The organism is Ancylomarina euxina (genome assembly GCF_003863355.1).
GTDB classification, from domain to species: domain Bacteria; phylum Bacteroidota; class Bacteroidia; order Bacteroidales; family Marinifilaceae; genus Ancylomarina; species Ancylomarina euxinus.
On record NZ_QQWG01000001.1, the window covers coordinates 495764 to 520601 of the forward strand.

Annotated in this window: 23 protein-coding genes; 9 read left to right on the forward strand and 14 right to left on the reverse strand. The window is 36.0% G+C overall.

Annotated features, from left to right (window positions below; all coding sequences use genetic code 11):
* Window positions 1–118: 118 nt before the first annotated feature.
* Complete coding sequence (locus DWB61_RS02125; protein ID WP_225423342.1) at window positions 119–388, forward strand: hypothetical protein; 270 nt, start codon at window positions 119–121, stop codon at window positions 386–388.
* A 591-nt stretch (window positions 389–979) separates the two neighbouring features.
* Here the strand turns inward: DWB61_RS02125 and DWB61_RS02130 are convergent.
* The 3 genes from DWB61_RS02130 to lysS form a co-directional block, all read right to left on the reverse strand.
* Entirely contained in the window at window positions 980–2320 is a 1341-nt protein-coding gene (locus DWB61_RS02130; protein WP_125029240.1) for a glucose-6-phosphate isomerase, read from the reverse strand.
* A gap of 93 nt (window positions 2321–2413) precedes the next feature.
* The gene (locus tag DWB61_RS02135; protein ID WP_125029241.1) at window positions 2414–3409 is read right to left on the reverse strand and encodes an NAD(P)H-dependent glycerol-3-phosphate dehydrogenase; all 996 of its coding nucleotides are present in this window, start codon (window positions 3407–3409) and stop codon (window positions 2414–2416) included.
* 222 nt (window positions 3410–3631) lie between these two features.
* Entirely contained in the window at window positions 3632–5353 is a 1722-nt protein-coding gene (gene lysS, locus DWB61_RS02140; protein WP_125029242.1) for a lysine--tRNA ligase, read from the reverse strand.
* A 358-nt stretch (window positions 5354–5711) separates the two neighbouring features.
* On the opposite strand from lysS, the gene lipA reads away from it, so the two are divergent.
* Genes lipA through recJ form a run of 3 tightly spaced genes read left to right on the forward strand, consistent with a single transcriptional unit; the run spans window position 5712 to window position 9099 of the window.
* Window positions 5712–6617 carry a lipoyl synthase gene (lipA, locus tag DWB61_RS02145; RefSeq protein WP_125029243.1) on the forward strand — a complete coding sequence of 302 codons (906 nt, stop codon included), beginning with the start codon at window positions 5712–5714 and terminating at the stop codon, window positions 6615–6617.
* A gap of 38 nt (window positions 6618–6655) precedes the next feature.
* Window positions 6656–7363, forward strand: a complete 708-nt coding sequence (gene lipB, locus DWB61_RS02150; RefSeq protein WP_125029244.1) for a lipoyl(octanoyl) transferase LipB — start codon at window positions 6656–6658, stop codon at window positions 7361–7363.
* 23 nt (window positions 7364–7386) lie between these two features.
* Window positions 7387–9099: a single-stranded-DNA-specific exonuclease RecJ gene (recJ, locus tag DWB61_RS02155; RefSeq protein ID WP_125029245.1), complete on the forward strand. Its 1713-nt coding sequence runs from the start codon at window positions 7387–7389 to the stop codon at window positions 9097–9099.
* On the opposite strand, the gene DWB61_RS02160 is transcribed toward recJ, so the two are convergent.
* A complete protein-coding gene (locus tag DWB61_RS02160) occupies window positions 9096–9704 on the reverse strand; it encodes an acyl carrier protein phosphodiesterase (RefSeq protein ID WP_125029246.1) in 609 nt (202 codons plus the stop codon). The two genes, recJ and DWB61_RS02160, sit on opposite strands and share 4 nt — an antisense overlap.
* Window positions 9705–9989: 285 nt before the next feature.
* Between DWB61_RS02160 and DWB61_RS02165 the strand changes: the two genes are divergently transcribed.
* Window positions 9990–11345, forward strand: coding sequence for a cyclic 2,3-diphosphoglycerate synthase (locus DWB61_RS02165; RefSeq protein WP_125029247.1), 1356 nt, complete (start codon window positions 9990–9992; stop codon window positions 11343–11345).
* A gap of 75 nt (window positions 11346–11420) precedes the next feature.
* Here the strand turns inward: DWB61_RS02165 and DWB61_RS02170 are convergent, their stop codons facing one another.
* Window positions 11421–12677, reverse strand: a complete 1257-nt coding sequence (locus DWB61_RS02170) for a uracil-xanthine permease family protein (protein WP_125029248.1) — start codon at window positions 12675–12677, stop codon at window positions 11421–11423.
* Window positions 12678–12997: 320 nt separating this feature from the next.
* On the opposite strand from DWB61_RS02170, the gene DWB61_RS02175 reads away from it, so the two are divergent.
* A complete protein-coding gene (locus DWB61_RS02175) occupies window positions 12998–13927 on the forward strand; it encodes a bifunctional riboflavin kinase/FAD synthetase (protein ID WP_125029249.1) in 930 nt (309 codons plus the stop codon).
* A gap of 89 nt (window positions 13928–14016) precedes the next feature.
* Here DWB61_RS02175 and DWB61_RS02180 read toward each other — a convergent pair whose 3' ends face one another.
* A complete protein-coding gene (locus DWB61_RS02180; RefSeq protein WP_125029250.1) occupies window positions 14017–16506 on the reverse strand; it encodes a sodium-translocating pyrophosphatase in 2490 nt (829 codons plus the stop codon).
* A 287-nt stretch (window positions 16507–16793) separates the two neighbouring features.
* A complete protein-coding gene (locus tag DWB61_RS02185; RefSeq protein WP_125029251.1) occupies window positions 16794–17264 on the reverse strand; it encodes a Rieske (2Fe-2S) protein in 471 nt (156 codons plus the stop codon).
* A gap of 51 nt (window positions 17265–17315) precedes the next feature.
* Between DWB61_RS02185 and DWB61_RS02190 the strand changes: the two genes are divergently transcribed.
* The 3 genes from DWB61_RS02190 (at window position 17316) to DWB61_RS02200 (ending at window position 18834) form a co-directional block, all read left to right on the forward strand.
* Window positions 17316–17729 (forward strand): hypothetical protein, encoded by a 414-nt coding sequence (locus tag DWB61_RS02190; protein WP_125029252.1) that lies wholly within the window; start codon window positions 17316–17318, stop codon window positions 17727–17729.
* A 197-nt stretch (window positions 17730–17926) separates the two neighbouring features.
* Window positions 17927–18400 (forward strand): transcription elongation factor GreA, encoded by a 474-nt coding sequence (gene greA, locus DWB61_RS02195; protein WP_125029253.1) that lies wholly within the window; start codon window positions 17927–17929, stop codon window positions 18398–18400.
* Window positions 18401–18438: 38 nt separating this feature from the next.
* Window positions 18439–18834, forward strand: coding sequence for an HIT family protein (locus DWB61_RS02200; protein ID WP_125029254.1), 396 nt, complete (start codon window positions 18439–18441; stop codon window positions 18832–18834).
* 70 nt (window positions 18835–18904) lie between these two features.
* On the opposite strand, the gene ruvC is transcribed toward DWB61_RS02200, so the two are convergent.
* The 7 genes from ruvC to rplU form a co-directional block, all read right to left on the reverse strand.
* Window positions 18905–19456, reverse strand: coding sequence for a crossover junction endodeoxyribonuclease RuvC (ruvC, locus tag DWB61_RS02205; RefSeq protein WP_225423343.1), 552 nt, complete (start codon window positions 19454–19456; stop codon window positions 18905–18907).
* Window positions 19453–20343, reverse strand: coding sequence for a DMT family transporter (locus DWB61_RS02210; protein ID WP_158614347.1), 891 nt, complete (start codon window positions 20341–20343; stop codon window positions 19453–19455). The genes ruvC and DWB61_RS02210 overlap by 4 nt, the downstream gene beginning before the upstream one ends.
* Window positions 20344–20383: 40 nt before the next feature.
* Window positions 20384–20698, reverse strand: a complete 315-nt coding sequence (locus tag DWB61_RS02215; protein ID WP_125029256.1) for a DUF4286 family protein — start codon at window positions 20696–20698, stop codon at window positions 20384–20386.
* Window positions 20699–20736: 38 nt separating this feature from the next.
* On the reverse strand, window positions 20737–22554 hold the full coding sequence (locus tag DWB61_RS02220) for a tetratricopeptide repeat protein (RefSeq protein WP_125029257.1): 1818 nt from the start codon (window positions 22552–22554) through the stop codon (window positions 20737–20739).
* Between the two features lie 123 nt (window positions 22555–22677).
* Entirely contained in the window at window positions 22678–23952 is a 1275-nt protein-coding gene (gene serS / locus DWB61_RS02225) for a serine--tRNA ligase (RefSeq protein WP_125029258.1), read from the reverse strand.
* A 154-nt stretch (window positions 23953–24106) separates the two neighbouring features.
* Window positions 24107–24367: a 50S ribosomal protein L27 gene (gene rpmA, locus DWB61_RS02230; protein ID WP_125029259.1), complete on the reverse strand. Its 261-nt coding sequence runs from the start codon at window positions 24365–24367 to the stop codon at window positions 24107–24109.
* A 19-nt stretch (window positions 24368–24386) separates the two neighbouring features.
* Window positions 24387–24698 (reverse strand): 50S ribosomal protein L21, encoded by a 312-nt coding sequence (rplU, locus tag DWB61_RS02235; RefSeq protein WP_125029260.1) that lies wholly within the window; start codon window positions 24696–24698, stop codon window positions 24387–24389.
* Between the last annotated feature and the right edge of the window lie 140 nt (window positions 24699–24838).

A 24838-nucleotide genomic window follows, 5' to 3' on the forward strand; every position in this document is an offset into this window, starting at 1 on the left:
AAAATAAATATTTCGTAGTCTTTTTTGAGTTTGACCATCGCGTTTTTTTTATTGAATTTCGAGTCAACTGGTAAGTCTAGATTTTCATTTTTAATATCTATTGCTAACTTGCATGCCTATGGAGATGAATTTATTATTTGCAATGATAGCGACTTATTTGGTGAATGTTCCTTTTGGTTATGTTCGTCAAGGTTTTAAGAAGTATTCAGTGATGTGGTTTGTAGCCATTCATTTACCGATCCCTTTTGTTATTTTATTTCGACATTTTTTTGACGTGGGTTATGAAATTTTCACCTATCCTTTTATGCTGTTTGCTTTCTTTATGGGACAGTTTTCAGGAAAGAGAATCCGAATTTACAAGATGAGAAAGAATGATATTGAGGTGTAATAAGCGTGTATTTGTTTTAAATTATATGGTCTGGCAAGCATAGTTTTGAAGTTTTTCTTTCTCTACTGAAACTTACGACATGGGTTTCAAAATTCTCAATAATGAAATTGTGCATATCGCCCTAATTTCTGTGGATTAGCTCTTCTTATTACTATTTATACGTTTTCACTTTTCTCCCTCCTTAAGAAAGCCGTTTTCTTACCGTCTGCCTTGTAACTTCTCCGTATCAGCTTCGTATCACAACTGGGTTAACCCAGCTTTGATCCAGCCTTGGTCCATCTTTATTCCAGTTTTGTTCCGAACTTAATTATGCTTCGAGGCGTATCCTGGTCAACAAATATAAATTCTTATAAAGAGTATGTTCTGTACTTTTTATTGTGAAATAAAATAGAGTGAACTTGAGTTTTGGATTTAACTGTTTTTATTACAGCTTAACCTGTGATCATACCCTAAGCTTGGTTGTATCGAAGACAGCTTAGTATCCCTGAATTTTGGACAACTTTGCTTTAAAAGACATGATCCGGAAATAAAATTCTAATAAAAATGGCTACCCCTTTCGAGATAGCCATTTTAGTTTTATATAACCGATTTTTATAATCGCTCTTTAATCTTTTTCGTTTCTTCTTCGAAACCTGGTTTTTCCAATAAGGCAAACATATTGCTTTTGTATGCTTCAACACCTGGTTGGTCGAAAGGGTTAACATCAAGAATGTAACCACTAACACCACAAGCAATTTCGAAGAAATATAGTAACTCACCAATATAGAATTCATTAAGCTCAGGAAGCTCAATTCTAATATTTGGTACACCACCATCAACATGTGCTAGTTGAGTTCCTAATTCAGCCATTTTATTCACCTCGTCAACTCTTTTTCCTGCAAGGAAATTAAGTTTGTCAAGATTGTCTTTGTCTTTAGGGATAACAACTTTATATTTTGTTTTAGCTATAGAGAGAACGGTTTCGAAAATGTTACGCTGTCCTTCTTGAATGTATTGCCCCATTGAGTGTAAATCACTAGTCAAGTCAACACTAGCTGGGAAAATACCTTTGTTTTCTTTTCCTTCACTTTCGCCGTATAGTTGTTTCCACCATTCAGCAATATTGTGAAGTTTTGGGTTGTAGTTCGCTAAAATTTCGATCTCTTTCCCTTTAGAATACAGAACGTTTCGAGTTGCAGCATAAAGTAGAGCAGGATTTTCTTCAAATTCTGTTGCTACAGTGAATTCTTGCATTGCTTTTGCACCTTCAACTAATTTTGTGATATCGTGACCTGCTACTGCAATTGGAAGTAAACCTACTGGAGTTAAAACAGAAAAACGACCACCAACATTGTCAGGAATAACAAAAGTCTTGTAACCTTCCTGATCAGCTAGAGTACGAAGAGCTCCTTTTGATTCGTCAGTAACAGCAATGATTCTTTCTTTAGCTTCTTCTTTTCCTACACCTTCTTCAAGTAATTCTTTTAACAATCGGAATGCAAGAGCAGGCTCAGTTGTTGTACCCGATTTAGAGATCACGCAGATTCCAAATTCGATATTTTCTAGAATCTCCATTAGTTCATAAAGGTAATCTTCGCTGATGTTTTGTCCAGCATAAAGAACCAATGGATTTTCGTTGTCTGCCTGAAGCATATCAAAGTTGTTTGCCAAAGCATCGTTTACTGCTTTTGCTCCCAAATAAGATCCGCCAATACCAATGACAACCAGAACTTCAATGCGCTCTTTTAAGTTATTTGCTGTGTCTTGAATATCTTTCAATTCAGCAGCCGTAATTTGTGATGGTAAGTTAACCCAGCCCGTATATTCGTTGCCTTTACCTGTTCCTGCATGAAGGGCAGTTAAATGCTTTTTACTTTCTTCTTTGTACTGGAAGATTTCTTCTCTGTCTACAAAGGTCAAGGTTTTGTCGATACTTAATTTAATATGTTCCATTTTCTTGAAATTAAGTTTCTACTCTGCTCTAAGTTTCATCCCCCTCAAAATTTCACAAGGAAGAGTAGATTTATAATAATAAATTTGATGTTTTTATCTTAACTCTTCTGTCAATAAGGTTATTTCTATTGCAGGAGAAATACGATCATATAGAATATTGTAAACCGCCATAGTGATTGGCATGTGAACCTTATATTTCTCGTTAATTTCTTTGATACATTTTACAGCATAATAACCTTCGGCAATCATGTGCATTTCGAGTTGTGCTGTTTTAACCGAATAGCCTTTCCCAATCATAGTACCGAATGTTCTATTACGACTAAATTGTGAATAACAGGTTACCAGAAGATCGCCTAGGTAGGCCGAACTTTTAATATCTCGGGTGATAGGATGAACGGTATCTACAAAACGTTTGATTTCTTGAATAGCGTTCGATATTAAAACCGACTGGAAATTATCGCCATAACGCAAACCATGACAGATACCAGCAGCTATTGCAAAAACATTTTTAAGAACAGCTGCATATTCAGTACCATAAATATCATCTGATGTGGTTGTCATGATATAGGGACACTCCAACTTTTCAGCTAAGAAATCGGCTTTCTCAGAATCCTGACATGAAATTGTTAGGTATGATAAGCGCTCCATAGCTACCTCTTCAGCATGACATGGCCCAGAGATAACACCGATATTATCAGTTGGAACCTGATAAATATGGTGGAAAAAATCGCCAATAATCATGTTCTCATCAGGGACAATACCTTTGATGGCTGAAACGATAAATTTATCTTTAAATTGAACCGTTAGATTTGATAGGGCATTCTTTAAAAAAGCCGATGGAATGGCGAATATGATCAAATCCGAATCTTCAACGATTTGATTGATGTCGTTATAAAAACGAATTTTATCGATATCAAAGTCAACATCAGTCAGATAGCGAGGATTGTGTCCCAATTTTTTAAACTGTGAACTAGTCTCGACATTTCTCATATACCAGTTGAGTTCTACATCATTTTCCCTAAGGATTTTTGCAATGGCTGTAGCCCAACTTCCTCCACCAATAATGGCTATTTTAGAAGATTCGTTCATGTAATAGGTTTTGGTTCTCAATAGTATCATGCAGATGTGTATGATTCATCGTGCAAGTGGTTTCAAGGCCCCGGTGTTTGATGACTCTATAATTCTTTATAGAATGACCTTGAAGAAATCTGATTGTTCTTTCTTAGAACAATTTTAATTCATTGGATGATTAAAACCGTGGAGCCTGAACTTATTCAAGCTCCAAAGTTTTAGTCTTATGTGAATGAAAAATTAAGCTAACCAGCCAGCTACTTCTTCTTGGCTTGGGTTAGTCAATCCCATCTTATTTTTCTTGTTGATTCCACAAATTTCTTGGTGGAACTTAGACGCTTTAACCTCTCTAATAGCAGCAAGCGTTTGGTATCCGCCTTTGCGGATTACTTCAACCCATTCCTTAGAAATACCTAAGTCCATGAATTTTTCATCACCATCAACAACAGCCTTCTTTTCTGGTCGCATCTGTGGGAAGAACAAGACATCTTGAATAGAATGAGAATCTGTCATCAACATGGTTAATCGGTCGATACCAATACCCATACCTGATGTAGGAGGCATACCGTATTCAAGCGCACGAACAAAGTCCATATCGATGAACATCGCTTCGTCATCTCCTAGAGCACCTAATTTTAGTTGTTCCTGGAAACGCTCTAATTGATCGATCGGATCGTTAAGCTCAGAGTATGCATTACATACTTCTTTACCATTAACCATCAACTCGAAACGTTCGGTCAATTCAGGATTATCGCGATGTTTTTTACACAATGGCGACATCTCAACAGGGTAGTCAGTAATGAAAGTTGGTTGAATGTAGTTTCCTTCACATTTCTCACCAAAAATCTCATCGATCAATTTGCCTTTACCAAAAGTTTCATCAACTTCGATATTCAATTCTTTACAAAATCCACGTAATTCTTCAACCGACTTGCCAGTAATATCAAACCCAGTAAAGTGTTTGATAGAATCAGTCATTGAGATACGTTTGAAAGGACGTTTAAAGTCAATTTCTTTATCTCCTAGTCCAAGTTTGGTTTTACCGTGAAGGTCAAGAGCAACTTTCTCAATCATCTCCTCAGTAAAATCCATCATCCAGTTGTAGTCTTTATAGGCTACATAAATTTCCATTACAGTAAATTCTGGATTATGAGTACGGTCCATTCCTTCGTTACGGAAGTCTTTTGCAAACTCGTAAACACCATCAAAACCACCTACGATCAGACGCTTTAGATAAAGCTCGTTGGCAATACGCATATATAAAGGAATATCCAATGCATTGTGATGAGTTTCGAATGGACGAGCAGAAGCTCCACCAGGAATCGCTTGTAGAATTGGCGTCTCAACCTCTAAATAGCCTTTGCTATTGAATAGCTCACGCATTGAGTTGATAATTTGAGAACGCTTAATAAAAGTATCTTTTACCTTTGGGTTAACAACCAAATCAACGTAGCGCTGACGGTAACGTAACTCAGGATCAGTAAAAGCATCGTATATTTTTCCGTCTTTTTCCTTTACGATAGGAAGTGGACGAACAGATTTAGCAAGAACAGTTAGTTCAGAGGTGTGGACAGACGTTTCGCCCACCTTAGTTTTAAATACGTATCCCTTAATCCCTACGAAGTCACCAATATCCAAAAGTTTTTTGAAAACGGTGTTGTAAAGAGTTTTATCCTCATCTGGGCAAATGTCGTCACGGCTAATATAAACCTGAATTCGACCATTTGCATCTTGAAGTTCAATAAAAGAAGCCTTTCCCATAATACGGCGGCTCATGATTCTACCTGCAAGGATTACTTCCTGATAATTATTCGCCTCAGGATCGAAATTCTCAAGAATTTCGTCGCTATACACGTTTACCTTGTACTCGGCAGCAGGGAATGGATCAATTCCTAAAGCCTGAAGTTCTTTCAGGGAATTTCTTCTAATAACTTCTTGCTCACTAAGTTCTAACGTATTCATCTCTAATCTAATAATGTTAATTTGGATGCAAAGATATAATAATATGTGCAAAATATTAAGAGCAACTGCTTTAGTTAAGAGGAAATCAGCGATTTATTTCTTATTATTGCCGAAAATTAGACAGTATTTAGAATCTTTAAAAATAAAGTTTTTTTTATCTGTTGAAGGATAGTTGATATTTTTTTTGAATTACAGTCTTTCTTTAGACTCAAAAATATAAATTTGCATTCAATCTGTGATTCTGACTAAGTTGTTGGGATTGAGTTTTGAAACAATTAATGTAAGGGGTTAGATTAAGCTTCTTTTATAGAAAGATTAAGAGATATTGTTCTTAACAGATCAATGATTCGTTCCAAAAGTGAATGAAGTAAATATTGAAAAAATGAAGATGAAGAGAAAACCAGATTGGTTGAAAATACAATTGCCAAAGGGTGATGATTACTCATATGTGAACGGAATAGTTCGCGATCATGGTTTACATACGATTTGTTCTAGTGGAAAATGTCCAAATGTTGGAGAATGCTGGGGGAATGGTACCGCAACTTTCATGATTCTGGGAAATATCTGTACCAGAGCTTGTAAATTCTGTAATGTAAAAACAGGAAAGCCACTTGAAGCTGATTGGAAAGAACCTCGTCGTTTGGCTAAGTCAATTAAGTTGATGAAGCTAAAGCATGCTGTTATTACTTCTGTAGATCGTGATGATCTTGAGGATGGAGGATCGGGCATTTGGGCTGAGACTATTAAAGCTATTAGAAAAGACAACCCAACGACAACCCTGGAAGTTTTGATTCCAGACTTTAATGGCAAGCAGGAAGATATTCAGAGAGTAATTGATGAAAAACCAGAGGTGATTTCTCATAATCTTGAAACAGTACGTCGATTGACTCCAGAGGTTCGTAGTCGTGCTAAATACGATTTGAGTTTGCAGGTATTAAAGCAAATTGCAGATGCAGGCATTGTTGCTAAATCGGGTATTATGCTTGGCTTGGGTGAAACTGAGGAGGAGATTTATCAGGTAATGGATGATTTATTGGCTATTGGTGTTAAGGTGATGACTATCGGGCAATATTTACAACCATCGCGTCAGCATTTAGCCGTTGAAGAATATATCACGCCTGAAACCTTCAAGAAATATGAAACCATAGGATTGGAGAAAGGCTTTACTTTTTGTGAGAGTACTCCTCTAGTGAGATCATCATATCATGCAGAGCGTCATGTAAAAGCTCTGGATCTTAAAGATTTGGTGAAAAACAAAGCTTAGTTTTTAGATTGATTCAAACACAAAATACATTTTTTGAGATGAGTAAAGCAACCATATTTCGTGATCTGTCATCAATAGATTATAAAGAAGCTTGGGATTATCAGGAGGAATTATTCGATGAGGTTTTAAAATCGAAGCAGGCTAATGCTGATTTGCCTGCAGAAGAAAAGAAACTTAGCAATAATTATCTTTTATTCTGTGAACACCCTCATGTGTATACCATCGGTAAAAGTGGTAAAGAGCAGAATATGCTGCTTGATATGATTCAATTACAAGCTAAGAATGCTACTTTTCATAAAATTAATAGAGGTGGGGACATTACTTATCATGGACCAGGTCAAATAGTTGGTTATCCTATTCTAAATTTAGAAACTTACGATATGGGAATCAAAAACTATATCGATAATCTTGAACAGGCTGTGATCAATTGCATTGCTGATTATGGATTAGAAGGTCATCGACTTGAAGGTGCTACGGGAGTTTGGTTGGATATTGATAAGCCTAGTGTCAGAAAGATCTGTGCCATAGGTGTTCGGGTAAGCCGATGGGTTAGTATGCACGGTTTTGCTTTTAATGTGAATACCGATTTGGACTACTTTGGATATATAAATCCATGTGGTTTTCAGGACAAAGGAGTTACCTCTTTAAAAAAAGAACTGGGTAAAGAGCTTGATATCGAGGAAGTAAAACATAATTTGAAAAATCATATTGCTGACTTGTTTGATATGACGTTTAAAAATGACTAATTTCCCGATCTAAAGATCGAATTATGGATAAAAGATGGGTAATCAATGAGCCGGGAGATGAGGAAACGATTGAGTCGCTTTCTAAGTCATTAGGGGTCGATGAAGTTGTTGCAAATTTGCTAGTGCAAAGAGGAATCCGAACTTTTGACGAAGCAAAAGCATTTTTCCGACCAAGTCTCGACGATTTGCATGATCCGTTTTTAATGAAAGATATGGATAAGGCTGTGACCAGATTGGTGACAGCCTTAAACAATCAGGAACGAATCATGATTTATGGAGATTATGATGTCGATGGAACAACATCTGTAGCTTTAGTTTATACCTTCCTAAAAAAACATTTCGATTATATAGATTATTACATTCCAGATCGTTATTCTGAAGGCTATGGGATTTCTTTGAAAGGAATAGATTTCGCAGCTGAAAGTAAAGTGAGTTTGGTAATAGCATTGGACTGTGGTATTAAAGCCATGCAGAAGATTGCTTACGCTAAAGCAAAGGGCGTTGATTTTATTGTCTGTGACCATCATACCCCTGATGAGGTTTTACCTGAAGCGGTAGCTGTTCTTGATCCTAAACGTGTCGATTGTGAATACCCCTGTGATTGCCTTTCTGGTTGTGGTGTTGGTTTTAAGTTAATGCAAGGCTTGAGTCAACAGCTTAACTGGCCCTTTGAAAATCTAATCCCGTTACTTGATTTAGTTGCTGTAAGTGTGGCTTCGGATATCGTTCCTATTGTTGGGGAGAATCGTGTATTGGCACATTTTGGTTTGATTCAGTTGAATCAATATCCTCGATTAGGTCTTAAAACCATCATGAATTTAGCTGGTGTAACCAAGGATCTATCTGTAAATGATATTGTCTTTAAAGTTGGCCCGAGAATTAATGCTGCTGGTCGTATTCAATCGGGGCGTCATGCGGTTCAACTTTTAATTGTTGAAGAAGAAGATGCTGCTGTATTGATTGGCGATAGCATCAACATCATGAACGAAGATCGTAAAGAACTGGATCATACGATTACCGATGAGGCTTTGGAACGGCTGAATAAAGCTGAGAAAACCGAATCGAAAAAAAGTACCGTTCTTTTTGATAGAAATTGGCATAAAGGCGTCATTGGTATTGTTGCATCGAGAATGATTGAAACCTATTATCGTCCGACTGTTATTTTAACAGAATCTAATGGGATGGCAACAGGATCTGCACGCTCGGTTGTTGGTTTTGATTTGTATCAAGCTGTATCAGCATGTAGTGATCTGCTTGAGAATTTTGGTGGACACAAGTATGCTGCTGGTCTCACTATGAAACTTGCAAACGTCAAGGAATTTCAACAGCGATTCGAAGAGTATGTTCAAAACAATATTTCTGATGACATGTTGGTTCCTCAAATTAAAATTGATGCCAAAATCAAGCTTTCAGATATTACCCCTAAGTTTTACCGTCTGTTAAAACAATTTGAGCCATTTGGTCCCAAGAACATGACACCTGTTTTTATTAGTGAAGACGTTGTTGATTATGGCTATTCGCGTCAGGTTGGTAAGAATAAGGAGCATTTGAAGTTGTCTGTAGTAGATGATATTCGAGATGCCAATGTTGTGAGTGGTATTGGATTTCAAATGGGTAAAATGTACCCTAAGATTTCAAAGGGCACACCTTTCAATATTTGTTATTCTTTACAGGAAAATGAATATATGGGTAAGGTCGAAACTCAAATAATGATTCGTGACCTGAAAATATCCTAAGCTTTTTTCACCAGATGTTTTAGTTCAATTTCCTTTTCGTTTACGATATAAGCAATTAAGTCTTTCATAAAAGAATGGAATTCACTTTCAAGAGCATCGTAATTTTCCAATAGAATATCTATAGCTAAGTCTGTCTTTTCTGGCAAACTGGTATATCGAACCATGATATTTAGAGCCGTTCTCAGACCTTCAATTTCTGCATAGGTCTCCAATCTTCTACTTTTAATAAGAAAGGGTAGAAACATCTTCACTTGTCTGGGAAGGACTAAATAGTTTTTCACCAAAACTTCATGGCATCTGGATACAAATAGGGGTAAAGGCTGTGTGTGATACATCTCCCAATTTTTCGCAAGAAAATGATCGTAAATTAGATCTGTAATAACACTTGAATATTTCCTGTAAACCTCTCTAAAGTATTGTCCACTTTGGCTAACAATAGGATGTGTGTCGGTATAAGAATCAATGGATCGATGTAGCAGAATACCATGCTGAATTTCAACTTTGTAGTTTTCATGCTTTCTGCCTTTCACATAATCAGCCATAAAGTTACCAACCATTATTTTTTCAGATTCGCCAGAAAGGAAGAGGTGTGCTAAGAAATTCATGAAACTGTTTTTAATTTCTTATGAAGATAAGCTTTCGGATGAAAGTTTGATAGCCCTTCAATTCATTTATTGTATGAGTTTCCTCAAAATATCGAGATGATATAAAATATCGAATTTTGAATTAAAAGTCAAGTCTTTTATTAATGTTAAGTAACAGTCTTTAGCTGAGGAATTTAAATTTCGTCTTTTTCATTTAAAAGTATAAATTTAAGGGGATAGAACATATTGTTCTGTTTAATGTTGAAAATATTATGAGTATTAACTTTTAAAACACGGAGGTTTAACATGGCAATTAAAAAGGTAATTATCATTGGTGCTGCAGGTCGTGATTTTCACAATTTCAACACCTATTTCAGAAACAATCAGGATTATAAAGTTGTCGCTTTTACTGCTGCACAAATTCCCGATATTGACGGGCGTAAATATCCTGCAGAATTAGCGGGTGGTCTTTATCCGGAAGGTATTCCAATTTTTGCCGAAGAGGAATTAACTCAATTAATAAAAGTGCATGGAATTGATGATTGTGTATTTTCTTATTCTGACGTTTCTTATCAGAAAGTGATGAATATGAGTGCGATTGTTAATGCGGCTGGAGCTAATTTTAAATTGCTAGGTCCTTCTGATACCATGATTAGAAGTCATAAGCCTGTTATTGCTGTTGTTGCTACTCGTACGGGGTGTGGAAAATCACAAACTTCACGTAAGGTTATTGAGGAATTGATGGCCAAAGGTTTAAGAGTGATTGCAATTCGCCATCCTATGCCTTATGGCGATTTGGTTGCTCAAAAAGTTCAGCGTTTTGCAACGGTTGCGGATTTAAAGAAGCATAATTGTACCATTGAGGAGATGGAAGAATATGAACCTCACGTAAGTCGTGGAAACATTATTTATGCAGGTGTTGATTACGAAGCGATTATTCGAGCTGCTGAAAATGATCCATCTGGTTGTGACGTCATTCTTTGGGATGGTGGAAATAATGACTTTTCGTTTTACAAGCCTGACTTGACTATTACGGTCGCCGATCCACACCGACCTGGAGCTGAATTGTCATACTATCCAGGTGAAGTGAATTTACGTCTAGCAGATGTTGTTGTCATCAATAAGATGGATTCTGCATCGCCAGAAGGAATACAAACTGTTCGTGAAAGTATTGCAAAAGTTAATCCTAAAGCCATTGTTGTTGATGGTGCTTCTCCTATATTGGTTGATAATCCAGGAATAATAAAGGGAAAACGTGTCCTGATTGTTGAAGATGGACCAACTTTAACTCATGGTGAAATGAAGATTGGTGCTGGAACAGTAGCCGCTCGGAAGTTTGGTGCATGTGAGGAAGTCGATGCACGTCCATACCTAGTGGGTAAGCTTAAGGAAACTTTCGATATTTATCCAAATATTGGTAGTATTCTTCCTGCTATGGGGTATTCCGATCAGCAATTGAAAGACCTGGAGGCTACAATAAATGGCTGCGATTGTGATTCTGTGATTATTGGAACACCAATCGACCTGAATCGAATCATTAATATTAAGAAGCCTACGACTCGTGTTTATTATGATTTGGAAGAAATTGGTTATCCAAAACTGTCTCATATCATCAATAAGTTTGTGAAAGAACAGGAATTGACTGGTGAGGCTGTTAATTAAGTTGATGTTTTAGAAAATGAAAAGGGAGTGCATCATGCACTCCCTTTTTATTTTATCTAAATTATTCATATTCGATTACTTAGTAGGAATCGAAACTGGAGCAGCTTTGACTTTACTGCCTTTTATAGCTCTTGATTTGTCTGGTAAAATCAGGTTTAGGATAACACCAACTACTGAAGCTAAACCAATTCCTGCCAATGAAAAAGTACCATATGAAATTTGGGCACCACCAATACCTACAGTTAGAATTATAGAGATAATAACCTGATTTCTGGTTTTGCTAAAATCAGCTTTGGCATCGATAAGAGTTTTGATACCAATACTAGCAATCATACCAAAAAGAAGAAGCATAATACCCCCTAAAACAGCCTGTGGAATTGTTTTTAAGAAAGCACTTACCTTTCCAATTACTGAGAAACAAATTGCAGTAATAGCAGCAATTCTCAGAATAACAGGATTCGTGATTTTAGTTAATGCTATAGCACCTGTAACCTCTGAGTAAGTTGTGTTCGGTGGTCCTCCAAAGAAACCTGCAAAAGCAGTTGCAATACCGTCACCTAATATTGTACGGTGCAAACCTGGTTGCTTAACAAATTCCTTATTGGCAACCCCACCAATTGCATACATGTCACCAACATGTTCAATAACCGGAGCAACTGCAACAGGTAGCATATATAGAATAGCTCCCCAAGAAAATTCAGGTCTTACAAATTCTGGTAAAGCAATCCATGAAGCTTCTTGTATAGGTGAAAAATCAACAGCACCCAATGCGATTGAAAGAATATATCCAACAATAATTCCGCAGAAAATAGGAATGAGTTTCATTATTCCCTTTGCATACACTACAATTAAAATTGCAGTAAGTAGAACGACTGAGGCTATTGTCCAATTGGTTTTAGCCATATTTACGGCCACAGGAGCTAAGGATAATCCGATAATCATGATAACGGGTCCAACAACTACAGCAGGAAAAATCTTTTCGATTACTCGAAGTCCCCACACTTTGATGATACCTGACACAATTCCGTATACAAAACCTACAGCAATGAGTCCCGAAAGAGTCCCTGCAAATCCGTAAAGCTCTGTTGCTGCTACAATAGGAGCAATAAAGGCAAAACTACTGCCTAAAAAAACAGGAACCATACCCTTTGTTATCAAATGAAAGATAAGGGTGCCGACTCCTGCTGTGAATAGTGCTACTGCCGGGTCAATACCGACTAGAAGAGGAACGAGAACTGTTGCTCCAAAAGCAACAAATAAAAACTGCACTCCTAATACGATTTTCTTTGCGGGACTTTGGTAGCCCGCATCTGAATTTCCTGATGAGATCATTAAAATGGTTTTAATTGTAATACAAACTCGGCAAAGATAGTCAGGAAGTGATGATTCCCAAATATAAATCTCTACCCAAGATTAAAGTTTTATCCCGCAATGCTTTGCGTAAGGATTGAAATCGGTTTATTTAAAATATTGTATTCTGAACTTTACTTATTTTTTTATGATTATTTAGCCTTTTCTTCTTGCCTTGTTAATCACATGAAGAGGGCTATACTTCTATAAATTTTTCTACTTTTGTTATTCGAAATTCCTAGACGAGTAAAATCTTAAATTTGTACCCATTATAAATTGGGACTTAAATTTTTAATTAACTGATGAAGGTTCATACTGACTTAAATAATTTTTCTGCCTTAAACCCAGTTGTCACTATTGGTACCTTCGATGGGGTGCATCTAGGGCACAAAAAAGTGATTAAACGTCTCCAGGAATTGGCCAAAGATGTTAATGGCGAAACAGTCATATTTACATTCTACCCACATCCACGCTTGGTTTTGAATACCCATCAGGATGAACTTCGACTGATTAATACCTTAGAAGAGAAGAAAATTTTATTGGAAGTTGCTGGTGTTGATCATTTAGTTGTTTACCCCTTTACAAAAGAGTTTTCAAAACTATCGTATACTGATTTTGTAGAGAAAATATTAGTTGGACAGATAGGAATGAAGTCTTTGGTTGTTGGTTACGATCACAAATTTGGACACAAACGAAAAGGAACCTACGAGGATCTAAAAGTTTATGCAGATCAACTCAATTTCAATATTGAGCAATTGGAAGTTCTTAATGTTGATACTATAGATATCAGCTCTACTAAGATAAGACAAGCGCTTGCTGAAGGGGATATTGAAACAACAAACAAGTATTTAGGCTATCGCTATTTTATTAAAGGCATTGTTGTTGATGGTAAAAAGCTCGGTCATGAAATTGGTTTCCCTACAGCAAATATCGATCCTCAAGAAAGTTACAAGCTGGTACCAAAGGATGGAGTTTATGCTGTGAAGGTTGAGATTGAGGATGTGATGTACACAGGCATGTTGAATATTGGTTTTCGTCCTACCGTGAATCATCAAATGGATAATCGATCAATTGAGGTGAATATTTTTGACTTCGACCAAAATATCTACTACAAGAATATTAGTATTCATTTTTATAAGCGTATTCGCAATGAGCAGATGTTTAATGGGATTGATGCATTGAAAGAGCAGCTTGAGAAAGATAAGGAAACCGTATTGGAATTCTTTAAATAAAGAACCAAATATTATATTATAAAAGCCGCTAGATCTTTATGTCTAGCGGCTTTCGTTTTAAGTGTTGAATTCAGACGATCGTCTATGGTTTATAGTGCATCACTCGTTTCTAATTTTTTAGAAGCAGATTTTTCTGTTTTGATTATAGTTTCAGATTCCGTTTTAATTCTCATACCGTAGAAAGAGCGATATACAAAGAACAAACCTATAGCTAAGAATACGACACCAATATAAGGAGCGATATTAGTTGTTCCTGTTTTGTCGGCTTCAACAATGAGTTCAATGGCAATTTCTGCAGCCAATAATCCGAAAAGAGTCGAAAATTTTATAACAGGGTTTAGTGCTACCGAAGAGGTGTCTTTGTATGGATCACCAACGGTATCTCCAATGATTGTCGCATCGTGAAGTGGGGTGTTTTTCTCCTTTAAATCAACTTCCACAACTTTCTTAGCATTGTCCCATGCACCACCAGCATTGGCCATATACATAGCCTGGAATAAACCAAAAATTGCAATTGAAATCAGATAGGAAACAAAAAAGTTCGGACTAAAGAAGGCAAAAGCCAAAGTCAAACTCAAGATGACAGCAAAGATATTCCACATACCTGTTTGGGCATATTGAGTACATATCTTCACAACATTCTTTGAGTCTTCGATGTCGGCTTCCACCTTATCAAGGTTGATATTCTTCTTAATGTATTCTACTGCTCGATAAGCTCCTGTAGTAACAGCTTGCATAGATGCACCCGAGAACCAATAAATAACGGCACCACCGGTGATCAAACCTAGAATAACTGAAGGATCGGTGAGTTCAATTTGTAATAAAGATTCTCCGTTTGAAAGAATCGTTTTCTTAAGTAAAAGAATGATCGCAAAAATCATGGTTGTAGCACCGATAACAGCGGTACCGATTAATACTGGCTTAGCAGTCGCTTTAAATGTATTACCAGCCGAGTCATTCTCTTCCAGATTATGCTTCCCAGTTATAAAATTAGGTTCAAAACCAAAATCCTTCTTAATCTCTTCTTTAATATTAGGAATTTTTTCAATTTGAGAAAGTTCAAATACAGATTGAGCGTTATCGGTTACTGGACCATAACTGTCAACCGCAATGGTAACAGGTCCCATTCCCAGAAATCCAAAGGCAACTAAACCAAAGGCAAAAATACCAGGATATTCGCCAAATAAACTTAGATCTTGAACCGTGTAAAATGCAACTGCCATAAGTGCCATCATAACCATCCCTTTCCAGAATGCAGAGAAATTACCAGCAACCATTCCAGATAAGATTGTCAGAGAAGCACCACCTTCACGTGAAGCTGTAACAACTTCTTGTACGTGTCGCGATTTTGAGCTGGTAAATGCCTTTGTAAATTCAGGGATAATTGCAGCAGCCAATGTTCCACAGGAAATGATGCTGGATAATTTCCACCAAAGGCCTTCTGGTAAGTCGTTTATTAAAATGTAGCTTAATGCATAAGTTACAATGATTGAAATAATAGAAGTAATCCAGACCAAAGAAGTTAAAGGTGATTCGAAATCAAAACGCTCTTCTTTTGCAAAGCGTATTTTTGCAATGGCTTGATTAATTAGATAGGAGAAAACAGAAGTGAAAATCATTAAGACGCGCATGGCAAAAATCCAAACAATTAGAGTTGATGCAAATTCAACATTAGGAAGGATTCCTGTTTCACCAAACATTAGGATAATGAACGTGATAAGAGCAACACCGGTTACACCATAAGTCTCAAAACCATCAGCGGTAGGTCCAACGCTATCACCAGCATTGTCACCCGTACAGTCAGCAATAACACCTGGGTTACGTGGATCATCTTCATCAATTTTGAAAACAATCTTCATTAAGTCTGCTCCAATATCAGCAATCTTTGTAAAGATACCACCTGCAATTCTCAAGGCAGATGCACCCAAAGATTCACCAATCGCAAAACCAATAAAACAAGCTCCAGCACTTTCTCCGGGGATAAAAAGAAGGATGGCAATCATCATGATTAACTCTACACATATAAGGAGAAGGCCTACACTCATCCCTGCTTGCAAAGGAATTGACATCACATCGAAAGGTCGTTTTTTAAGGGCTGCAAATGAAGTTCTACTATTGGCATACGTGTTTATACGAATACCAAACCAAGCAACGCCATAGGATCCTAAAATACCCAGTACAGTCCAAAGTAGAATGAGTAAGGTTTTAGAAACTGACATGTGTGCCAAAGCAAGGAAATAATACGAAATGGCAACGCCAATAATGGCAAACAAGATAATAAGGAACTTACCTTGCTGTAATAAATAAGTTTTACAAGTTTCATAAATGATGTTTGAAACTTTTGCCATAGAATGATGTACGGGTAATTTCTTGATTTTATTGAATTGTACCATTCCGAATAAAAGGCCCAAAACAATAACGACAATACCATAAAGAAGTAAGTCCCATCCATTAACTCCACCAAGTCCGTTAAAGATAGATTGCTTCAAGTTTGGCACGACCAGATCTGCTTCGCTGGCAAAACTGTTGATTGGAGCCAGAAGAAGAGCCAATACAGTTAGTAATAATAATTTTTTCATAGGTTTTCAGTTAGATTTTTTTTTGAGTAGCGACTGAAAATATGCAATATTACTATGGACTGCAAGATGTTTTTGTAAAAATTATGGCAAACAGAAGATTTTGTCGATTTGCTTTGTATTCTGATTTTTATATCTTTAGTATGTGAAGATTAGTTTTTTAACTAAGTGGTTTATTCAATAATTACTTCAAATTCCTATTCTAGAATATTCTTTATAATTAGTTTTCTGTTTTCTGGGTATGTATAGGCAATTGTTGGGAGTGTATGCAGAACAACTAACTACTCTTTTTAGTTGTAAACTCTTATTTTTGCATGACTACTAGCTCCATTGCTAGAAGTTTTGTATTGTTTTAAATTGTAACGAGCTACTGAGCCATTAAAGGGTTCACCACCTTGCAAAATGTTGAACTTACTGTCACAAATAGGGCAGACTGCAAAAACACCATCAAGTTCTACATGCTCTTGTGATTCTACATCATGTGTGCATGTGGCATCAAAGGCAGCATAACCTTCATTTAATTTAACTAAAATGATCCCGTGGTTTTTATACCCAGCGGATGAGGTTATAATGTCATTTTCATCCAAATATATTGTGTTCCCGACTGCTCCAAGCTTATTTTCATTATCCAGATATTCAAATTCCACATGGGCATAGGGTACAATTTTATCAAGATTGGTATCCTTGCTACAAGAAGAAAATCCAACTAATGTCAGTAAGAATAGAAAAAAATAATGTAAATTTGATTGGCTTGGTTTCATGGAAGTTGACTTTATTGATCGGGCTTAAAAATAAGAATTAATAATTCAAGTATGGACGATAATTGGGGAAATATACTCTATCTCATTTTAATGGCCTTGTTTGTTATAGTAGGAGCTCTTAAGAAAAAGAAGAAACCAGTAGAAAATTTTGAGGGTGCTGCAGAAAGGGCTGAAGATGAAATGCCAGCTAGCATTGAGAGTCTATTTGATAGCTTATTGGGAGCAAATACTTTTGCTCCAGAATCGGAACATCCTTACCATGTTGTACAAGACGAATTTGTAGATGAAGAGGATGACCAATTGCCAAGCTCTGAAATGAAAGTTGAATCAAAGAGTTTTAACTCTTCTAAAGAAGTTGTCGTCGAAAAGTTCGTAGAGGATGAGGAAGATATTGAAGAAAATGAAGAGTTTGATTGGAGACAAGCTATAATTTACAAGGAAATATTGGATAGAAAGTATATATAAGTAAGTTTTTTAGTACTTTTATATCAGTGTCAATTCATTTTAGAAAGGGTGTGTTAAATTTAAAAATAGATGCACCTGAAAGAGTTCCGCAATGCAGGGATTCTTTTTTGTTTTTATATCAAGTAAGCAATATACTATTGGATTGGTAAATTAAGAGAAAACCAAATAAACGATAGAAAAAAATAATAGGAGGATTTATGTCTAAATATTCATACATAACCGAAGAAGGGTTAAAAAAGTTAAAATCAGAATTAAAGCATTTGGAGACTGTTGAGCGTCCTGAAATTTCCAGACAAATTGGTGAGGCTATTGATAAGGGTGATTTGTCGGAGAATGCTGAATACGATGCTGCAAAAGAAGCTCAAGGATTACTTGAAGCCAAAATTTCACAATTAAGAACGATTGTGGCGAATAGTCGTGTTATCGATGAGAGTAAAATAGATATATCTAAAGTGCAGATGTTGAATAAAGTAACTATTAAGAACCAAAAGAATGGTGCTGTTATGACCTATACTTTGGTGTCTGAAACTGAGGCTGATTTTAAGCAAGGTAAGTTGTCTATCAATACCCCAATTGCTAAAGGTTTAATTGGTAAGGTTATTGGTGATGTGGTTGAAATAACTGTGCCAAACGGTGTTATCCCTTTTGAAATTGTCGATATATCGATGTAATTTGTATCTGTTTAAGGGTTAAATAAAAAATAAGAGCTATGTCAACTATTTTCACAAAAATCGTAAATGGTGAGATTCCTTGCCATAAGATTGCAGAAGACGATATGTATTTTGCTTTTTTAGATATTAGTCCATTGGCAATGGGACATACGCTGGTCATTCCTAAGGCAGAAATTGATTACATTTTTGATTTGGAAGATGAGGTTTTAGCAGGATTGAATCTTTTTGCTAAACGTGTGGCTAAAGCTGTTGAAAAATCAATAAAATGTAAGCGAATTGGTGTCGCGGTTATTGGTCTCGAAGTGCCACATACACATATTCATTTGGTTCCTTTGAACGCAATTGGCGACTTGAATTTTGCAAATCCAAAATTGAGCCCTTCTCAGGAGGAATTATCAGAAGTTGCAGCAAAAATTCGCGAAAATTTTAAATAGAGAAATCAACTCGAATCTAAATATATTTAGCCGCCTATGTGCGGCTATTTTTATGCTAAAATTTTCGATTTTACTTAACTCTGTCGGGATTTTGCTTGATAAAATCAGACCAAGAGTTAGATTTTTTTGAACTTAAAAGAGGATTAGCTTGAAAGAAATGACAGAGAGCAATTGCGATTGCATCTGTTTCGTCAGAACTAGTGGGGAAGTTAGGAATGTTAAAGTAGCGCTCCATTATGGTTGCCATTTGTTCTTTAGAGGCTGTTCCTGTTCCTGTAACTGCTAATTTTATTTTTTTAGGAGCATATTCGCAAATAGGAATATCTCTCTGTAGAGCGGCTGCAATACAAACACCTTGAGCACGGCCAAGTTTTAGCATGGATTGAACATTTTTGCCAAAAAATTGTGATTCGATAGCTAGTTCATCAGGTTGATATTCATCTATAACCTGAAGAGTCCGCTTGAAAATTCGTTGAAGTTTTAAATAGGGATCACCAAGTTTTTTTAGATCTAAGATTCCCGAAATTAAAATCACAGGTTTTTTTTCAACGACTTTAAGCAAGGCATACCCCATGCAATTTGTACCTGGGTCAATCCCCATTATAATTCTATCGTTGCTCAAACCTTTTGTTTTTTAATGGTTATTTTCTGAAGAAGTATGCCTGTTACTATGATAGCTAGGCCTACCCAAGTGCTAAGATATATAGTTTCACCAATAAAAAGGTGAATCAGGAATAGAGAAATGAATGGACTTAGGAAGACCAAATTTCCAATTTTATCTGTGCTAGTGGTTAGTTTCATTGCTCTCAGCCAAAATATATAGGCTATACCACATTCGACTAGGCCAATGTATATTGCAGCTCCAAGACTTTTGTAATCTGGCCAATTGAATTCACCTAAAACAAATAAAGCGATAAGGCTATAGATGGTTCCAAAAAGAAAATTTAAGAACAACTTCTGAAGATCTTTACGACTATCTTTTGTGTTGAAAATCCAAAATAAAGCCCAAATAATTGAACTGCCTAAAGCTAATGCGATACCTAATGAGTTGGGCGTTTCTATACTTGTAATTGAACCCTTGTTGGCAATAATAACAACACCTATAAAGCTTAGGAGAATGCACGCAATACTTTTTATACCGATTCTCTGTTTCAGAAGTGGGATAGAGAGTAGAACAAGAGTAATGGGCCAAATATAATTTAAACTCAATGCTAATTGAGCCGATAATAAAGAATAGGCTTTAAGTAGAATAAAATAGTAAAGAAAAGGGTTGAGAAAGCCTAGTAGAGCAGAGTGAATCAATTCTGATTTAGGCGATCTCAGTGCTAATTTTAAATCTCCTTTAAAAAAGAGGAGTATGGTAAAAAAGATCATAGCAACTACAGATGAAATCGCCAATAGATGGACATAGTTCATCCCCATAAGGGCAATTTTAAAAGCGGTGGCAACGGTAGACCATGATAAGATTGCGGTCAGAGCAAAAATATAGGCTTGTGTTTGTTTCTTCAAAATTCTTGTTTTGAATTGATGTATGATCTTTTGCAATATTCTAGTGATTGACGTCTTGCTCAAACATAGTTGATGAGAAAGTCAGAATATTCGTTTGATATTTAGCTGCAAAAATCGCTTTACATCTTGGTTCAAAAACTTCATTATATTTATCAAGCTGGGCTTTATTTTTGAAGAATAGCTGTAAAGAATAGGTTTGGCTACCATCTTCCTGTTGGACCATCACTTTACAGAAATAATGCTGTGAGAAAGTCCCCGTTTCTTTGACCAGTGGAATGAATTTATCGTTCATCCATTTGCAAAAATCCTTTTCAATTGCGCTGTTCAGAATGTAGCTAGTGTTGTAAATAATCATTGTGAATTGAGTTATGTAATCTGATATTAATTGACGTTTTACTGTGAATTTGAATTTCTGATATTTGTGTAACGCTCTCGAGCCTCTACGGAATAGATACTCTCAGGGTAATCTACAATTATTTTTTTATAGTTGATTCCACTCTCACTTATTCTATCTTGAAGTTCAAAAAGTTTGGCTTGTTTATAGAGCGCTTTTGCTGCTAGATTTTCGTATGGATGTTCTTTAATAATGATGTTTAATTCGTTAATAGCCTCTTGATAGTGTTGCTGCGAATGATGTATTTCATAAATTCTGTAATGTACTTCGTCGCTTAGGCTATGTCCAGGAAACCTTTTGAAGAAACCATTTAGCATGATCTTCGCAGAGTCTACTTGATCCTGAAAAATAAGCAAGTCAACTTCTGCAAAATATTTCATTGCTGAATAGGTAGAATCCAGAGTCGTGTTGTCAGAAATTAGCTGAGATAAGTCTAAGGCATCATTGGCTATTAACTTTGATGTACTTCCTTTTAAAACATTTAATTGAGCTTTTGCCCAATCGAGCTCTCCTAGGTAATAGGATACTTTAGCTTTTTTAAGTTTGGCTTCGTATCCAATAGGGTTGTTTTTATTTTTTTGTTCAATTTGTGAATAGAGAAGTATAGCATCCCATTTTTTATTGTCGAGTAAAGTGATATCGGCTAGTTCTAGTTTGATATTTGCCTTATCGCTTTGTTTGACATTGCGTCCCTCTAAAGCCGTATTCAGTAGACTTGTGGCCTTTCCAATTGCTTTCAATTTAAAAGCACTTAGGTTTGCAAAACGAATCAATGTGTGTATTGACTGATTGATATCTTTTATGCTTTTAAAATAGCTGGTGTAAGCTTCAGAAAGAGCTTGCCAATCTTTCAATTTGGTTTCAATATTTGATTCAAGAGAGAGGTGTATGCTTTCTAGTTCCCCTATCAGTGCGTTATTGTAGTACTTCGATTTGGTTCCTTTTTCAATGATTAGTTTGTAGCACTGTTGAGCGATGAGATAATCTTTATTATCCATTGCAATTTTGGCAAGCAGACTTAATTTTTCACCACCATTGTTTTTAATGAGATCAATTGATTGAGCAAGTGAAAAAGCTAAATCAAATTGTTTTTTTTGGGTGTAATACCACAGTAGTAATTCTTTAAAGACGATATTATTCTTGCTGTTTTGAACCTGGCTTATCAGTTTTGTTTTTAGAATTTGATTTAAGTCAGAATTGATATCTTGAGATAGTGCAGATTGTAATTGATTCTGAATTTGTTGAAGAATCTCAGGAGTAACCGACAAGGCAATCATATATTCATCGAGCATTTGAGTGAAATTGCGCTGGAACATAAGAATATTGGCAATTTCAAAATGGAACAAATGTTCTTGTTTTAAGATTTTACGACCTTGTTCATAAGTTTTTATTGCAAGCTCATGTTCGCCTTTCCCTCTTAAGGCATTGGCAACCGTAATATATTCTCTTTTGTTCGGAATAATGTTTTCAATGGTTTTGTTATACTGCTTATTGGCTTTATTAACTTCTCCTGAAATTTTATAAATATATCCTAATTCTATCTGGAAAACTTTGTCATCAGGGTAAGTCCTAATTTCTTTTTTTACAGCTTTTTCGGCTTTCGTATAGTTTTCAAGTTTAAGTAAGCAGGTGATATAGTAAGTGAAGTATGATTTCGATTTGGATGTTTGATACAGTTCATTAAAAATACCTGAGGCTGCTTCGTATTCTTTATCTTGGAAGTATCGATAAGCCAATTGACTATTTCTTTCCTGTGCAAACACCAAGGAAGGAATTAGTAAACTTAGAATCAGGAGATATAATAGATACTTGTTCAAATGAAAGAAATAAGGTGACTGAAAGTACTTGTTGTTGAAACTTACTTAATCAAAAATATAAAAACCCGAGAGAAATCCCTCGGGTTTTGAATGGTATATCAAATTCAATTGCTTGAATTGTATTTAGTCAATCATATCGAATCCTGTGTAAGGAACCAAAGCCTTAGGAATTCTGATACCTTCAGCACATTGATTGTTCTCCAATAAAGCTGCTACAATTCTTGGTAAAGCCAATGCGCTACCATTTAAAGTATGAGCCAATTGGGTTTTCTTTTCGTTCTTTTCTTTAAAACGTAGTTTCAAACGATTAGCCTGATACGATTCAAAGTTGGATACAGAACTTACTTCAAGCCATTTATCTTGAGCTGCAGAGAATACTTCGAAATCGAAGGTTAAAGCAGCAGTAAAGCTGGTATCACCACCACATAAACGAAGTAAACGGTATGGTAATTCCAATTTCTTGATGATGTTTTCAACGTGAGCAACCATGCCATCAAGTGCTTGGTATGACTTGTCAGGATGCTGTAATTGAACTATCTCGACCTTGTCAAATTGGTGTAGACGATTCAAACCACGAACATCTTTCCCATATGAACCAGCCTCGCGACGGAAACAAGCTGAATAAGCTGTGTTTTTAACAGGGAAATCTTCTGCTTTTAAAATGACATCGCGATAGATGTTTGTTACTGGAACCTCAGCAGTAGGAATCAAGTAAAGATTGTCCTCAGTTGCATGATACATTTGACCATCCTTATCAGGGAGTTGGCCAGTACCATACCCAGAAGCTTCATTTACCAACAGTGGAGGAATCACCTCTTCGTAGCCAGCCTTGCGATTCTCATCAAGGAAGAAGTTGATTAAAGCTCTCTGGAAAATTGCGCCTTTACCTCTGTATAGAGGGAATCCTGCACCAGTGATTTTATTACCTAGTTCAAAATCGATGATGTTATATTTCTTTGCCAATTCCCAATGAGGTATTGCACCTTCATACAAATTTGGCATTTCACCTTCTGTTCTTTCAATCACATTCTCATCCTCTCCCTTACCTGCAGGTACTGATGTATGAGGAATATTAGGAATTTTAAGAAGCAAGTCGTTCAAGTCAGAAATAGCCGTATTCATTACCGTATTTAATTCCGAAATGGACTCCTTAAGCTCACCTGTTTTAGCTTTAGCAGAATTAGCTTCTTCAACCTTACCTGATTTAAATAGCATACCAATCTCTTTTGAGAGGCTATTCATCTCAGCCTGAATGCCATCTAGCTTGGCTTGAGTCGTTTTTCTTTTTTCATCCAACTCAATAACCTGATCGATAATCTGAGTGGCATCGAAATTTTTTATGCTTAAAGCCTTGATGGCTTCTTCTTTATTCTCCTGTAAGTATTTTAGACTTAGCATGTGATATCTATTGAAGATGATTATTCTTGATTCATATGGAACTCGTTATGAGCACCTAGAGACTTTTAACTAACAAGTGGTAAAAATAAAAAAAATCTCCTGTCTTTACATGAAATAAAGAGAGGAGATTTAAATATTTTAAATGCTAAATAAATTATTCAGCAAGAGGTTGAATAGAAACGTAAGATTTGTTGTCTCTTTTCTTTTTGAATACCACTGTACCAGCAACTAATGCGAATAAAGTGTGATCTTTACCACAGCCCATGTTTTCGCCTGGATTGTGTTTTGTTCCTCTTTGACGTACAATAATACTACCAGCTTTGGCAGCTTGTCCACCGTAAATTTTAACGCCTAATCGCTTACTTTCGGATTCTCTACCGTTTCGTGAACTACCGGCTCCTTTTTTATGTGCCATTTTTAGATATTTTTAAGGATTAAGCAAAGATTTCTTGAATCTGAATATGTGATAAGTTCTGACGGTGACCGTTCAGCTTTCTGTATCCTTTTCTTCTTTTCTTCTTGAATACTCTTACCTTATCAGCTCTCATATGAGAAATTACTGTTGCGCTTACTTTAGCACCTTCAATAGTTGGAGCTCCAACTACTACTTCACCATCTTTGTCTAACAAAAGAACTTTGGCGAATTCTACTTGTCCACCTTCTTCAGTTTGAAGTCTATGAACAAAAATCTTTTGGTCTTTCTCAACTTTGAATTGCTGACCAGCGATTTCTACAATTGCGTACATTATTCTACAATTTTCGGTTTATTCCTGAAGGTGGGTGTTTTAATACATTTAAAACAACCTCTTTTTGAACCCCCAAGGGAAATGTTTTCGGACTGCAAAAATAGAAAACAATAATTGATAAACAAAGTTTTAAAGAAAAA